We start from the raw sequence: 13,208 nt of genomic DNA on the forward strand, positions 1-13,208 counted from the left end.
TAAAAGAAGGAAAGCAAATTGAGAAATCTATTCCCCGACGCGCTGCCGCGCCTGTGGGCGAAAGCCCTACGTCAGGGAGTCAACGGTGATCAGATCGTATTCCGGGGCCAGCTCAACCGAAAGGTTGTCGACGGCCTCCGCGATCACCGCCTTAAATTTAATTCTGTAGTGCTCATCCAGTTCGTCGTCTGTCAGAGCGCCGTCTGCGTTTGGTTCAAAATACGGACCCTCAGAGGTAAAGTAATAGGCCCACAGCTTTTCACAGTAGAAGTTGGTCTTCCACAGGTAACGATACAGCTCGTCGGTGAGATAATTCTCATAGAGCGCCTGCCCATACTCCGCCAGGCCGCCCAGCGCGGCAATCTGATTTTTCACATCCTTGTCGATCTGGGACTGCTCTTCCTCGGTGAGACAGAGATTCAGCTCGTCGGCCAGAGACTCCACTGCAAAGGTCTCCTCCAGCGCCTGAAGCGCCTGAGCCTTCAGCTGCCGCAGTTTTGTACCGTTGGCGTCGTCGTCCCAGTAGGATTCGTCGCCGCCGTCCATGGTGTATTTTGCATTTAAAAAGTAATATCGGTATTCGTCAAGGGAGACTTTCCGGCTGTTGATGATCGCCACGTAGGGAACAGACACGTCCGTTCCGTCGATGTGCAGTTTGACCGGAGTAGCCGCAAAAGCGTCGCCGTCGGCGCATCCGCTGAGCAGCGCTGCACAGCAGGCTGCGGTCACCATAATCAGAGCCAGAGTACCCTTGCTTTGTCCCGCTCTGTTTTTTCTGTTCATGGCGTCCTCTGTTTTATCTGTTTTGCTTTTAAAGATATTATCGCCTTACCTTGTAATATTTCTCATATCTGACTACGAACCCAGTATAACCTCTAATTTTGTTGATTGTGTGTAGAGGGGATGGTTATTGCATGATAGTTTAATTGGCGGCCTGCGGCGTTCCGCTGTCGGCGCCGCCGGTTCCATCACCGGCGCTGTCTCCGCCGTTTTGCTCCATAACTGATCCGGCGTTGGTGATGTAGGTCCAGGTGAGAACGTCGCCCTCCGACAGCACTGTGAGCGCGGCGCCCTGCATAGGCGATACGCCGTTAACCGTAAACGTCCATCCGCTGCTGTCCCCGTATTCTTTTTCAGAAATATTGTTGATGCTCTGTACGTAACCGGCGTCGCCCTTCGTGAATACGACGGGGATCTCTTTGATTTTGCCGTAGAGCACCAGCGCGTCCAGTGCAGTGCCGCCTTCCTCAACGGTGAAGGGCGCGGATACGTCTGCTATGTCGGAGCCGTTGGGGTAGTCGATATTCAGCGTGATGGCAGGCCCCGAGATATTTTGGATCCGATAGCTCTCCGCGTCATCCGCCAGCATCAGATATGCGTTGGCGTCGTTGATCACGTCGCACAGGGCCAGTGTGGCCTGCCGTGTGGAAAGGGAGTCTGCCGTGTGCTCGCCTTCTTTCAGCGCGCGGAAGCTGCCGTCCTCGTTCTGATAGTTCAGAAGAGCGTCAAGAGGGGTGCTTCCGTCCTCCGCCGCAGGCAGAGGCTGCTTCAGCGCGATCAGGCCGGAAATGGCGGAAGCGATGGACGCGGCGGTTTCGCCGCCGGCTCCTGCATAACCGCCGTCTTCGGCCAGAGCATTTTTATAATAACCGGTAAGCGCTTTCATCTCCCCGGTCTTGCGGTTCTTTTCATAATAGGGAGCCAGCGCGATGGAAGCAGACGCAGTCAGTTCTACATCGCTGGCGGTGGAATCCACAGCGTAGCCGAAACCGCCGTCCTCCCGCTGATAGGTGAGAAGGTAGGCCGCCGCGCTGTCGTAGTTGTATCCGTCCCGTCCAAGGGCGGCGTTCAGCGTGATCATTGCCCAGATGTGCTGACTGATATTCGTTTCCGTGAATGCGCCGCTGGCCGGATTCTGGGCCGAAGCCAGCGAAGCCGCCGCAGCGGCGTAGTTGTCGCCCTTGAGGATGTCTGAAATCACCGCCCCCGGATAGAGGGATACGTCCACGGGCGTCCAGACAGGCTGTTGAGACGCGTCTGCGCCGTCCGGCGCGGTCTCCGGGGAGCCCTGATCCCCTCCGGATTGACTGTCCACGATACCGGCTGGAGTGAGAGCGCCGTCGGAGACCTGCGGATCTGCAGGTATGGGCGCTTCCGGCGTCTCCGGAAGCGAGAGCGCGTTCCAGTTCACGCCGATGCCGTCCGTCCGATTGGCGGCGGCCAGAGCTACCAGATCTGCCCAGTCGGACAGGGTTCCAGTGGATTCATAATAGGTGACCGCATTTTGCAGAGCCACCAGAGCGGTGGACTGTTCCTCGGTCAATTCTCTCATACAACCGGTCAGCGCGCTGAGCAGCAGCGCGGCGGACAGCGCCACAGCGGTCAGACGCGTTTTGTTTTTCTTTTTTCCCATTCCCATTCTCCTTTAACTGTTTATTTTCCCAGGTCGGTTCCTACAGGCCGATTCCCCTGTATATCAAAGGGCCTGCGGACTCGTGGACCGGGACTTTATCCCTCGCGGGTAAAATTGCTTATATAGATATAGTATATCACGATTTCCCAAGAAAAAGTAAGGAAATTTGCCCGGCCGAAGTCAAAGACAGAGCTCAGTGTTTATGGTACAATGTTCATACCCCGCGATTTGCGAGCCAAAGGCGAAGCCAGAGCGGCGGTAAGACAGGTGCCCAGAACACTTAGCGACTGCCGAGCCGAAGGCGAAGGGAGAGCTTAGTGTTTATGGTACAATGTTCTTGACGACAGGAGGTGGATGGTGGAGTGCATTATCAATATGCCGGCTTACAAGCAGGCGCTGGCAGAGTATGAAGACCGGGAAGATCTGAAAGCATCTTATGAAAAATACGGCTGCTCGGGGCTGGAGATCATACGGTGCGACAGGGACATGGAAGACTTTATCAGCCCGGATATGATCCTGGGTGTGCACATGATCTTTTATCCTGTCTGGCTGGATTTCTGGAAGGGAAATGAAGCGGGGCTCCTGGATGAATTCGGAGATCGTATGACCTGGGAAGGTTTTTACGGGGGATCGGACCCCGGCGTTTTGCTGAAACAGTTTTCTGAGGATCTGGAATACGCCTGCCGCGTGGGAGTAAAGTACGTGGTCTTCCACGTGTCGGACGTCACGATAAAAGGCGTTTTTACTCATGAGCACACCCACACACACGAGGAGGTAGTGGATGCGGCGGCGGAGATCATCAACCGGCTGCTGGACGGGAAGGACTACTCCTTTGATTTCCTGATGGAAAATCTCTGGTGGCCGGGTCTGACCATGACGGAGCCTGCGGTCACTAAGCGCCTGCTGGACAGCGTGCATTATCCGAAAAAAGGGATCATGCTGGATCTGGGGCATTTGATGTGCGCAGACAGTGGCCTTCGCTCAGAGGAAGACGCCATCGCTTATATTCATCGCATGCTGGACGGACATGAGGCGCTCTGCGCCGCGGCCGGGCCGGGGGAACAGGAGCAGCCGCTGACCCGGTTTATCCGGGGCGTGCACATGCATCAGTCCGTCACAGGCGCATTTGCGGAAGGGGCCCTGGAGGACGTGCGCAAAAACGGTCTGCGCCTGGAGGACGATTATTACGACCGCTTCTCCCAGGTCTATCAGCTTCTGGGCAGGATCGATACCCACAGTCCCTTTTCTTCGCCTGATGTGAAAGGCCTGATCGAGCGGATCGCGCCGGACTATGTGGTACACGAGCTTGCAGCCGCAGACCGGGAGGAACGGGAGACTGTGCTGGGGAGACAGAGCAGGCTGCTGCGGCAGGATGATCCGGGGACAGAACTGAAGCCCGGGAGCCGGCAGGCAGAAAAACGAGCCGGGGCACAGCTGCCGTGCGGTACGGACACGGAAAAGAGGGATGAAAGATGAAAGACAAAAGAGAACAGATGCAGCGGTATTTCACGCTGCTTTCCGTGCTGGGAGCGGACGACGCCAAGCTGATCCATCCGGCTTCGGTGGTGACCGCGCCGTGGACGGTGTTTAAATGCCAATATGGGTGCGGAAGTTACGGAAAGAGCTGGTGCTGTCCGCCTTATGCGCCGGCCCACCACAAGACCAGGGAGATCATCGATTCTTATGAGACGGCGATCCTCTTCCACTTCAAGAGGATGGGAAATCTGACGGAGGTGGCGCAGAAGGTGGCCAGACAGATGTTTCTGGACGGCTATTACAAGGCGGCGGCGCTGGGGAGCGGACCCTGCCGGCTGTGCGCTGTCTGCGCGCTCGAAGAAAACGGCGGAGCCTGCCGCTTTCCGGAAAAGGCCGTCCCGGCCATGGAGGCCTGCGGCATCGACGTTTACGCCACGGCCCGGGCCAACGGCTATGAGATCAGTACCCTCAGCGATAAGGATGAACCGAAAAATTTCTACGGCCTGCTGCTGGTGGAATAGCGGCGAGTCCCGGGGCGCGGCCCAGGACCTGGAGAGTACGGTGCTGCGGTCTGTGTCAAAGGTCAAAAAAGAAAATGCCCCAAACAGTAAATCGAAGACAAGAAAAGACGCAGTCTGAGTTGAACGGCAACGGTTCAAGCTCAGCTGCGTCTTTTCTATTCGCGTCTATGCGCGCGCTTCGATCCGGTTTTCGATCAGCCTTCGATGGATACAACGTCGTACCCGGCATCTTCCACCGCCTTGCGCAGCACGGCTTCCTCCACGTTCTGGGAAAGGGAGATGTCGGCTGTGGCAGCTTCCAGATCTACTTTGGCGCTGACTCCGGGAATGCCGTTGAGCGCCTTTTCCACTCTGCCGCTGCAGTGTCCGCAGGACATGCCGTCGATTTTCATTTTCATTGTTTTTGTACCTCCTGTTTTTTCTGTTTCTCTGTGATCTGCGTCTTTGGGAACAAATTGTTTAACGTCTCTATCATGGTCAGGGACCGCAGGTCCCGCCAACTCTCTGTCAGCTGCTCCCACCGCTTCCGCGTCCCCACGGGCTGATCCCCGCCTTTCACCGGCCTGATCGGCGCCTTCTGCTTTAAACAGCTTCAGCCTGAGGGCGTTAGTCACCACGCAGACGCTGGACAGGCTCATGGCGGCCGCTGCAAACATAGGCGACAGCTTCCAGTCCAGAAGATTGTAGAACAGGCCTGCGGCCAGAGGGATACCCACGCTGTTGTAGAAGAAGGCCCAGAACAGGTTTTCCTTGATATTGCGGATCACGGCTTTGCTCAGCCGAACTGCGGTGACAGCGTCTTTCAGATCGCTTTTCATGAGGACGATGTCGGCGGATTCGATGGCCACGTCCGTACCGGCCCCGATGGCGATCCCCACATCGGCCCGGGCCAGAGCAGGCGCATCGTTGATGCCGTCGCCGACCATGGCCACCTTGCGGCCGTTCCGCTGCAGATCGGAAACTTCCCGTTCCTTGTCCTGAGGCAGGACTTCGGCGATCACCCGGGAAATACCCAGCTGCTGCTGAATGGCCCGGGCGGTCCTCTCATTGTCGCCGGTGAGCATGATCACGTCGATGCCCATAGCTTCCATGGAAGCCACGGCTTCCCGGCTGGTGGGCTTGATAACGTCCGCCACGGCGATAACGCCGGTGAGTTTTCCGTCTCTGGCGAAGAGCAGCGGGGTTTTGCCCTCGCCGGCCAGTCTGTCTACGTCAGCCTGATACGCCTGGATGCTGACTCCCGATTCCGTCATGAGAGCCGCGTTTCCGGCGAGACAGAGAGAGCCGTCTACTCTGGCTTTGGCTCCCCGGCCAAAGACGGCGCTGAATTCGTCCGCAGGAGACAGCGCAGCCTGCCGTTCTTCCGCCGCGGTGATGATAGCGTCCGCCAGCGGATGTTCGCTCTGTTTTTCGATACTGGCAGCCAGGGCCAGCAGTGCGAGCTGATCTTCCGACAGCGGCGCGGTCTCCGGACCGCCTCCGTCGCCGGAAGCAGTCGTTGAGATGAAGGATGGGGAGGCCGTCTGTAATTGCCCATTTACGATAGGCAGTATGTCTGTGACCCGGGGCTTGCCCTCAGTGATGGTCCCCGTTTTGTCCAGGACGATGGTATCGATACTGTGAGCGGTCTCCAGAGCCTCTCCCGATTTGATGAGGATCCCGTTTTCCGCTCCTTTTCCCGTGCCCACCATGATGGCTACAGGGGTGGCCAGACCCAGAGCGCAGGGACAGGAGATGACCAGAACAGCGATGCCGATGGAGAGAGCAAATTCGAACTCAGCACCGATCAGCAGCCAGATCACCGTGGCCAGCACAGCGATGGCGATCACGGTGGGAACGAACACGCCGGCGATCTTGTCGGCCAGCTTGGCGATGGGCGCTTTGCTGGCGCTGGCCTCCTCCATGAGCTGGATGATCTGCGCCAGAGTGGTATCGTCGCCCACTTTGGTGGCCCGGAATCGGAAAAATCCAGCCTTGTTGATGGTGGCGGCCACGACCTGATCGCCGGCCTTCTTTTCCACAGGGATGCTTTCCCCTGTGATGGCGGACTCGTCTACGCTGGAGGATCCGTCCACGATCACTCCGTCCACGGGAATGCTGCTTCCCGGTTTTACCACCACGATGTCTCCCAGGCGCACGTCCTCTACGGGTATCTCAACGGTGAGACTCCCGGGGCCTTCGGCGGATCCGTCTTCAGCGCCGCCCTCCTCTCCGGCCGCTCCCGTGCCGGAGGAAGGCCGTTCCACCAGAGCAGTCTTGGGAGCCAGATCCATCAGACGGCTCAGAGCCTCGCTGGTCCTGCCTTTGGATCTGGTCTCAAGGTATTTGCCCAGCGTGATGAGAGCCAGTATGGTGGCGGCTGATTCAAAATACAGGTCCATGTGATACTTTTCCACCAGGGCCATGTCCATGACGCCCAGACCGTAGCCCATGCGGTAGATCGCGAATATGCCGTAGATCAGGGCGGCGGCAGAACCGATGGCGATGAGACTGTCCATGTTGGGAGAGCCGCGGAAAAGGGTTTTAAAGCCTACCTGATAGTATTTCTGATTCACATAGACGATGGGAAGACAGAGCAGAAACTGAGTCAGCCCGTAAGAGACGGCGTTTTCCATGCCCGTGAGAAAGCCGGGCAGGGGAAGCCCCATCATGTGCCCCATGGAAACGTACATGAGCGGGATCAGAAATGCAAAGGAGATCCACAGGCGGTTCTTCATGGAGGAGAGCTGTTCTTCCATTACGTTTCCCGCCGCGCCGGGAGCGCTTCCCGCCTGTCCCTTATTCACACCTTTAGTTGTGTACGAGAAAGGCTTTGGGTTTACCTTTGGGAGCGGTGACGCGGGCGCCGTAGCCGGCGTCCTCCACCGCTTTTATGATAACCTGTTCATTGAGCAGAGCGTCGTCGTAACTGACCCACATGCTGTTGGTCAGCAGATTGACTTCCGCCTTTTCCACACCGGAAAGACGACCGACCGCTTTTTCCACATGAGCGGAACAGGCGGAACAGGTCATACCGGTCACATCGAATTTTTCTTTCATTTATTCCTCCCATACACCTGGATATATCTTTCCCATATCAAAAATTATTATAACTTAGGAAGCGGCGCCCATCATGCGCTGCGTATGTACCTGACCGCCTCCGGAAAAGAAAGGATCAGATTCAGTTTATGCGTATCAGATTATATGATACCCCTGGCCGGCTGCGGATAAACGCCAGAAATTGACTTTCGGCTGCGGCCCTTAAGTTTCTGAATCTTACAAAATTAACGGCGTCAGGCAATATCACGAGAGGTTTTATGCTGTAAAATAAGTGTGTGTCAGACCGGCGGCACATGTGCGTGTCTCAGATCAAATAAGATCGTTATCATTCGTGATAAATTTTATCATTCATGATAATAGTTTTCAAATTGTATACGAATTTTCAAGGGAGAGAGGGGGTGAAAAGGCGGTGAGGCGCGCCAGATCCTTGAATTTCGCAGCAAAAAGAAGAAAAACAAAATGATTTGTAATTGTTTGAAAATTGGCACGTGTTTTGCAAATTATATGAGTATCTGATCTCACCGGATTCACCGGAGGTGAAAGAGGTGTACAGATGCTAAGCGGATCAATCGTTAGGGAGGATGAAAAATGAGCAATCTACCAGAGACAGGATTCAGATCCATGATGAAAAAGCTTTACGGCGACTGGGGTGTGGATTCTGAAGTGGGCAGGCTGAGAGCGGTGCTGATGCGGCGTCCGGGAAAGGAGATCGAGGGGATCACCGATCCGGAGGCGATGGCCATGAAGGAGATCTGGGACCCGGGCAGGGTTCGGGAGCAGCACGACGCGCTGGCTGAGATCTACAGGAACAACGGCGTGGAGGTGTACTATATCGAGGATATGGACCCGGCGCTTCCCAACGCTGTCTATGCACGGGATCTGGTTCTCATGACGCCGGAAGGCGCCATCGTGGCCAGACCGGCCGCCGGATGCCGCATCGGGGAAGAAGTTTATGCGGCGAAGCAGCTGATGAAGATCGGCGTGCCCATCATCAAAACGGTAAACGGGAACGGCGTGTTCGACGGGGCCTGCTGTCTGTGGATGGACAGAAGGACCTGTCTCATGGGCTACGGCAAGCGCTGCAACGCCTCAGCCGCGGCGCAGGTGGAAGAGGAGCTCCGCAACATGGGCGTGGAGGATCTGATCAAGGTGGAGATACCCAGAGGTCTGGCCCATCTGGACAGCTTCATGGCCTTCGCGGACCTGAAGGTGGCGCTGGTACTGAAGCTGGCAGCCCCCGATACGATCTGCAACGCCCTTGAGGAACGGGAAGTCCGGATCGTGGATATTCCGGATTACGAGGAATTCCGCAGATTCTGTCAGAACTTCGTGGCCCTTGAACCCGGCCGCATCGTAATGCCCACGGGCTGTCCGAAGACGGTAAACGCGCTGGAAAAAGCGGGAGTAGAATGCATCCAGCTGGATGTGAGCGAGGTCCTGAAAGGGAACGGAGCCATCCACTGCATGACGGCGTTCCTGAAACGGGACAGCGTACCGCTCTACAGGTAGCCGGGCAAACGTTATCCGGAAAACGCCATCGGGCAGAGAAAGCCCGGAACATAACAGTTGATATTATTCGTTAATGACGCCGACGGATCGAGGAGCCTGAAACCATGGACAGAATGTATGAAGAAATGATCAACCGAAAGGAACTGCGCTGCGCGGAGGGCTATCTGGAAAAGAGCGCAGAAGGAGAATTGTTGTTTTGCGGTCACAACGCCAGAGAGCTGGCGGAAGAGTACGGCACGCCCCTGATGGCGTTCAGCGAAAGCCGTCTGAAGGAGAACTACCGCAGGATGCGATCCGCTTTTGAAAAATGCTACCCGAAGATACAGATCTGCTTCGCCTGTAAATCCAACCATTTGCTGGGCGTGATCAGCGTGCTGAAGGGGGAAGGGGCTTACGCCGACGTGGTCTCAGGGGGAGAATTTTACAAGGCGGAGAAGGCGGGGACGGACCCGGAACATATCGTGATGAACGGGAACAACAAGTCCGACGCGGAGATCCTCATGGGGATAAGAAAGGGAGCCATGATCAATGTGGATTCCCTCTCGGAGCTTGAAAGAGTGGCGTCCGCAGCGGAGTCAGAGGGGAAAAAGGCCAGGATCTGCATCCGCGTCAATCCCGACGTAACAGCGGACAGCATTGCGGAGTTTCTGACGGGATTGAAGAAGAGCAAATTCGGCGTCGATATGGATAATGGAGACGCGCTGCGGGCGTTTCGCCGGGCGCGGGACGCGTCCTGTCTCGCGGTAGAAGGGATCCACTGTCACATCGGATCCCAGATAGAAAATCGGGAATTTTACCGGCAGGCTGTGGAAAAGGTCATGGATTTCTGCGGGACTCTGAAACGGGAGCTGGGACTGGAGCTATCCTGCGTGAATATGGGGGGCGGCTTCGCCATTCCCTTTGAATATCTGGACCAGGTGGATCGGGCGGAGGATTTCGCCGAGCTTGTGACGGGCGTGATAAAAAAGAAGATTTGCGAACACGGTCTGAAGCCGCCGGTCCTCATGATCGAGCCGGGAGGATCGCTGGTGGGAAACACGGCGGTCACCCTGTGCCGGGTGGGAAGGATCAAGCAGAAAGAGGAAAAACGCCTGGCGGCTCTGGACGCGGGAGGGGATCTGCTGCTGCGGGCCACACAGGGCTGGTATACGTACCGGGCGGTCTGCGCCAACAAGCTGGGAGAGGCGGGGGATATGCTGTATGATCTGGTGGGTCCGCTGTGCTACGAGGGAGATATCCCCGCACGGGACAGGATGCTGCCGGAGCTTGAAGAAGGAGACCTGATCGCCTTCCTGGACACGGGAGCTTACGTGACGACTCTCATGAACCAGTATAACGGAAGGTTGCTGCCTGCGGTCCTCATGATCACGGAGGAGGGCGGCGTAAAGGTGATTCGCCGGAGGGATTCCTATGAGGATCTTATAAGGAATGAAATGGTATAGCTAAGAAGTAGGAGGGAAGTGGAAATGCTGGAAGAGAGAACAAGAATACGCATGGAGGACAAAACGGTAGATGTGGATACCCTGGAGGGAGAACGGTGGTTTCCGGAAGAAAGAAGCTTTATTGAGGATCTGCCCCTGTACTGGGGAGACTGGGGATGCGCCTCCGAAGTGGGCAGCCTGAAGGCTGTTCTGCTGCGCAGGCCGGGAGCGGAGATCGAGAATTTCGACTACAGGGCCGTGAGATTCAGAGAGCCTGTAGATCCGGAGAAATGCAGAAAGCAGCACGACGCGCTGGCGGATTTCTACAGGGAGCGGGGCGTCCGGGTCTACTATGTGGAAGATCAGAGGAACGACCGTCCCAACGCATTATTCTGCAGGGATCATGTGTTTATGACGCCGGAAGGAGCGATCCTCACCAGGCCGGCCATTGCCGCCAGAAGGGGGGAAGAGCGGTATGCGGCGGAGGCGCTGATCCGATTAGGCGTACCGATCATCAAGACGATCAGCGGCAACGGGTATTTTGAAGGGGCCAACGCCATGTGGGTAGACAGAAAAACCGTCATTTTGTCCACCAGTTCCCGGACGAACCGCGAGGGCTTCCAGCAGGTAGAGACAGAACTGAGAAGGATGGGAGTCGAGGAGATCATCGATATGCAGATCCCGTATGGGCACGCCCACATCGACGGACTTCTCAATATAGCCAGCGACGACACCGTTGTGATACACGCCCCGCAGACGCCCTATGAAGTGGTGGATAAGCTGAAGCGGAAGGGATACAGGATCATTGAAGCCCCGTCCCTCACCGAGGTGGAATTCGGTTCCGGCACAAATTTTGTGGCTCTGAACCCGGGAGAAGTAGTGATGAGCATCACGTCGCCGCGCACTACGGAGCTCATGGAAAAAGCGGGGATCAAGGTCCACACCCTGGATCTGACCGAGCTCCAGAAGGGCGGAGGGTGCGTGCACTGCATGACGGCGGCGCTGAAGCGGAACGACTGCTGAGGCCGGTTTTAAAACTCCCGGGCGGTCCCGGCGAGGCGGAATGGATATAAGCATGAGACGAGGAGGAAGCAAAATGTTGAAAAGAAGATTCGCTTTACTGATGGTAATCATCATGTCACTGTCAATGTTTGCAGGCTGCGGGGGAGAACCCGCGGATTCCGGCGGCGGTCAATCCAATGCGGAAAGCGATACGGTGATCTGGAGAATGCGCTCCGAGCCCCGTTCGCTGGATCCGCAGAGAAACTTTTCCAGCGATGGAAGCCACATTATCCAGAATACATATGAGGGGCTGTACGCGGAAAAGATCGGCGGCATCGAGCCGTCCATGGCGGAGAGCTACGACGTGTCGGAAGACGGGCTGATCTACACCTTCCATCTGAGAGAAGGTCTTAAATGGTCCGACGGCGAACCTCTGACCGCAAAAGACTTTGAGTATTCGTGGAAGCGGTTGTGCGCGCCGGAGACAGGCGCCACCACCTCCTTTATGATGACAAACTACATCAAAGGAGCCATGGAATACCTGATGGGAGAGGGAACCGCCGACGAGATGGGCGTCAGAGCTCTTGACGACCGCACCCTGGAAGTCGAACTGAAAAACCCGGTGCCCTACTTCGTAAACCTGACCACGTTTTATTCTTATTTTCCGTGCAGACAGGACATCGTGGAGGAATACGGCGACGGATGGGACAAAAACCCGGAGACGAGTATATCCAACGGGCCCTTCAGGCTTGCAGAATATCAGACCGGTTCTCACATTGTCTTAGAAAAGAATGAATACTTTTGGAATGCGGAAAACGTTCATATCAATAGAATCAAGGGACTTATGCTGGGCGACGCCTCCACGGCGTTGAACGGCTATGAGGCGGGAGAGATCGACGTGATGCAGAGTCCGCCCCTGGACGAGATCACGAGACTGAAAGCGGAGGACCCCAATCTGCAGATCCTGCCCTCCATCGGCACTTTCTCGATCAACTTCAACGTGGATAAAGCGCCCACAAACGATCTCAATGTGCGGAAAGCCCTGACTCTTGCCATCGACCGGACAAAGATCGTGGAACAGGTGACCAAGGGCGGAGAGATCCCCGCCACCGGTTATATTGCCAGCGCCTTCGTCTTCTCCGACGGCACGTCTTTCCGCCAGATGGATGAGAATGGAAACCTGGTAGAAGAATATGGGATCGACCCCTCTGGGGCGCAGGTCGAGGAAGCGAAGGCCGCTCTGGCGGCAGCCGGCTATCCCGACGGGAAAGGTTTCCCCAAGATCGAATATCTCTACGATACGGACGAGGCCAGCAAGAAGATAGCGGAAGCGCTGCAGGCCATGTGGAAAGAAAACCTGAATATCGACGTGACCCTCAGAAACGAGGACCGGTCCGTGTTTAACGAGAATACCATCAAGGGAAACTACGACGTCTCCAAGGGCGGCTGGTGGGCTGATTACTACGATCCCATGTCCATGTTCGACACCTGCCTGTCCTATTCGGGGAACAATAAGGTCCAGTGGAGATGGAATGAGCAGCCCATCGTGGCGCCTCACGATCACACGCTGAATCCGGAAAACAAGGAATTCGACGACGCTGTGAACATGGCCCAGCAGACCACGGGAACGGAGCGGGACGAGTGGCTCAGGAAGGCCGAGAAGGTCATCATGGATAATTTTGTAACAGCTCCGGTCTACTATTACACGGATGTGATCCTGGTCAATCAGAACAGGGTAGAGGGCGTAGGACTTACCCCGGTAGGATTCTGGTGCTTCAAGGAAGGCCGTATGGTGGAATAGCATAAACAGCACGTTGCAGTACGGCT

At 56.2% G+C, this 13,208-nt stretch carries 10 protein-coding genes; 6 read left to right on the forward strand and 4 right to left on the reverse strand.

Features of this window, described 5'->3' with window-relative positions:
• Window positions 1–66 precede the first annotated feature (66 nt).
• Both E0E37_RS07700 and E0E37_RS07705 read right to left on the reverse strand, forming a co-directional pair.
• A complete protein-coding gene (locus E0E37_RS07700; protein ID WP_130862459.1) occupies window positions 67–783 on the reverse strand; it encodes a hypothetical protein in 717 nt (238 codons plus the stop codon).
• A 139-nt stretch (window positions 784–922) separates the two neighbouring features.
• Complete coding sequence (locus E0E37_RS07705) at window positions 923–2,413, reverse strand: DUF4430 domain-containing protein (RefSeq protein ID WP_165445269.1); 1,491 nt, start codon at window positions 2,411–2,413, stop codon at window positions 923–925.
• 354 nt (window positions 2,414–2,767) lie between these two features.
• Here E0E37_RS07705 and E0E37_RS07710 point away from each other — a divergent pair, with 354 nt between their 5' ends.
• Both E0E37_RS07710 and E0E37_RS07715 read left to right on the forward strand, forming a co-directional pair.
• Window positions 2,768–3,889, forward strand: a complete 1,122-nt coding sequence (locus E0E37_RS07710; protein ID WP_130862461.1) for an apurinic/apyrimidinic endonuclease family protein — start codon at window positions 2,768–2,770, stop codon at window positions 3,887–3,889.
• Window positions 3,886–4,410: a DUF2284 domain-containing protein gene (locus E0E37_RS07715; protein WP_246019663.1), complete on the forward strand. Its 525-nt coding sequence runs from the start codon at window positions 3,886–3,888 to the stop codon at window positions 4,408–4,410. Before E0E37_RS07710 ends, E0E37_RS07715 begins: the two co-directional genes overlap by 4 nt.
• A 194-nt stretch (window positions 4,411–4,604) precedes the next feature.
• Here the strand turns inward: E0E37_RS07715 and E0E37_RS07720 are convergent, their stop codons facing one another.
• Both E0E37_RS07720 and E0E37_RS19290 read right to left on the reverse strand, forming a co-directional pair.
• Window positions 4,605–7,148: a heavy metal translocating P-type ATPase gene (locus E0E37_RS07720; RefSeq protein ID WP_330548559.1), complete on the reverse strand. Its 2,544-nt coding sequence runs from the start codon at window positions 7,146–7,148 to the stop codon at window positions 4,605–4,607.
• Window positions 7,149–7,200: 52 nt separating this feature from the next.
• Window positions 7,201–7,449 carry a heavy metal-associated domain-containing protein gene (locus E0E37_RS19290; RefSeq protein ID WP_330548560.1) on the reverse strand — a complete coding sequence of 83 codons (249 nt, stop codon included), beginning with the start codon at window positions 7,447–7,449 and terminating at the stop codon, window positions 7,201–7,203.
• A 588-nt stretch (window positions 7,450–8,037) separates the two neighbouring features.
• On the opposite strand from E0E37_RS19290, the gene E0E37_RS07725 reads away from it, so the two are divergent.
• From E0E37_RS07725 to E0E37_RS07740, 4 genes are all read left to right on the forward strand, one after another.
• Complete coding sequence (locus E0E37_RS07725; RefSeq protein ID WP_130862462.1) at window positions 8,038–8,958, forward strand: dimethylarginine dimethylaminohydrolase family protein; 921 nt, start codon at window positions 8,038–8,040, stop codon at window positions 8,956–8,958.
• Window positions 8,959–9,062: 104 nt separating this feature from the next.
• Window positions 9,063–10,400 (forward strand): diaminopimelate decarboxylase, encoded by a 1,338-nt coding sequence (gene lysA / locus E0E37_RS07730; protein ID WP_130862463.1) that lies wholly within the window; start codon window positions 9,063–9,065, stop codon window positions 10,398–10,400.
• Window positions 10,401–10,424: 24 nt separating this feature from the next.
• Complete coding sequence (locus E0E37_RS07735; protein WP_207302933.1) at window positions 10,425–11,402, forward strand: dimethylarginine dimethylaminohydrolase family protein; 978 nt, start codon at window positions 10,425–10,427, stop codon at window positions 11,400–11,402.
• A gap of 73 nt (window positions 11,403–11,475) precedes the next feature.
• On the forward strand, window positions 11,476–13,182 hold the full coding sequence (locus E0E37_RS07740; RefSeq protein WP_165445270.1) for a peptide ABC transporter substrate-binding protein: 1,707 nt from the start codon (window positions 11,476–11,478) through the stop codon (window positions 13,180–13,182).
• Window positions 13,183–13,208 lie beyond the last annotated feature (26 nt).

The organism is Bacilliculturomica massiliensis, from assembly GCF_900605495.1.
GTDB classification, from domain to species: Bacteria; Bacillota; Clostridia; order Peptostreptococcales; family Anaerovoracaceae; genus Bacilliculturomica; species Bacilliculturomica massiliensis.

Bases quoted from the DNA above. Each gene is read 5' to 3' on its own strand.
- E0E37_RS07705 (WP_165445269.1), bottom strand. From the start codon at position 2,413: ATGGGAAAAAAGAAAAACAAAACGCGTCTGACCGCTGTGGCGCTGTCC.
- E0E37_RS07725 (WP_130862462.1), top strand. From the start codon at position 8,038: ATGAGCAATCTACCAGAGACAGGATTCAGATCCATGATGAAAAAGCTT.
- E0E37_RS07735 (WP_207302933.1), top strand. From the start codon at position 10,425: ATGCTGGAAGAGAGAACAAGAATACGCATGGAGGACAAAACGGTAGAT.
- E0E37_RS19290 (WP_330548560.1), bottom strand. From the start codon at position 7,449: ATGAAAGAAAAATTCGATGTGACCGGTATGACCTGTTCCGCCTGTTCC.
- E0E37_RS07720 (WP_330548559.1), bottom strand. From the start codon at position 7,148: ATGGAAGAACAGCTCTCCTCCATGAAGAACCGCCTGTGGATCTCCTTT.
- E0E37_RS07700 (WP_130862459.1), bottom strand. From the start codon at position 783: ATGAACAGAAAAAACAGAGCGGGACAAAGCAAGGGTACTCTGGCTCTG.
- lysA (WP_130862463.1), top strand. From the start codon at position 9,063: ATGGACAGAATGTATGAAGAAATGATCAACCGAAAGGAACTGCGCTGC.
- E0E37_RS07710 (WP_130862461.1), top strand. From the start codon at position 2,768: ATGGTGGAGTGCATTATCAATATGCCGGCTTACAAGCAGGCGCTGGCA.
- E0E37_RS07740 (WP_165445270.1), top strand. From the start codon at position 11,476: ATGTTGAAAAGAAGATTCGCTTTACTGATGGTAATCATCATGTCACTG.
- E0E37_RS07715 (WP_246019663.1), top strand. From the start codon at position 3,886: ATGAAAGACAAAAGAGAACAGATGCAGCGGTATTTCACGCTGCTTTCC.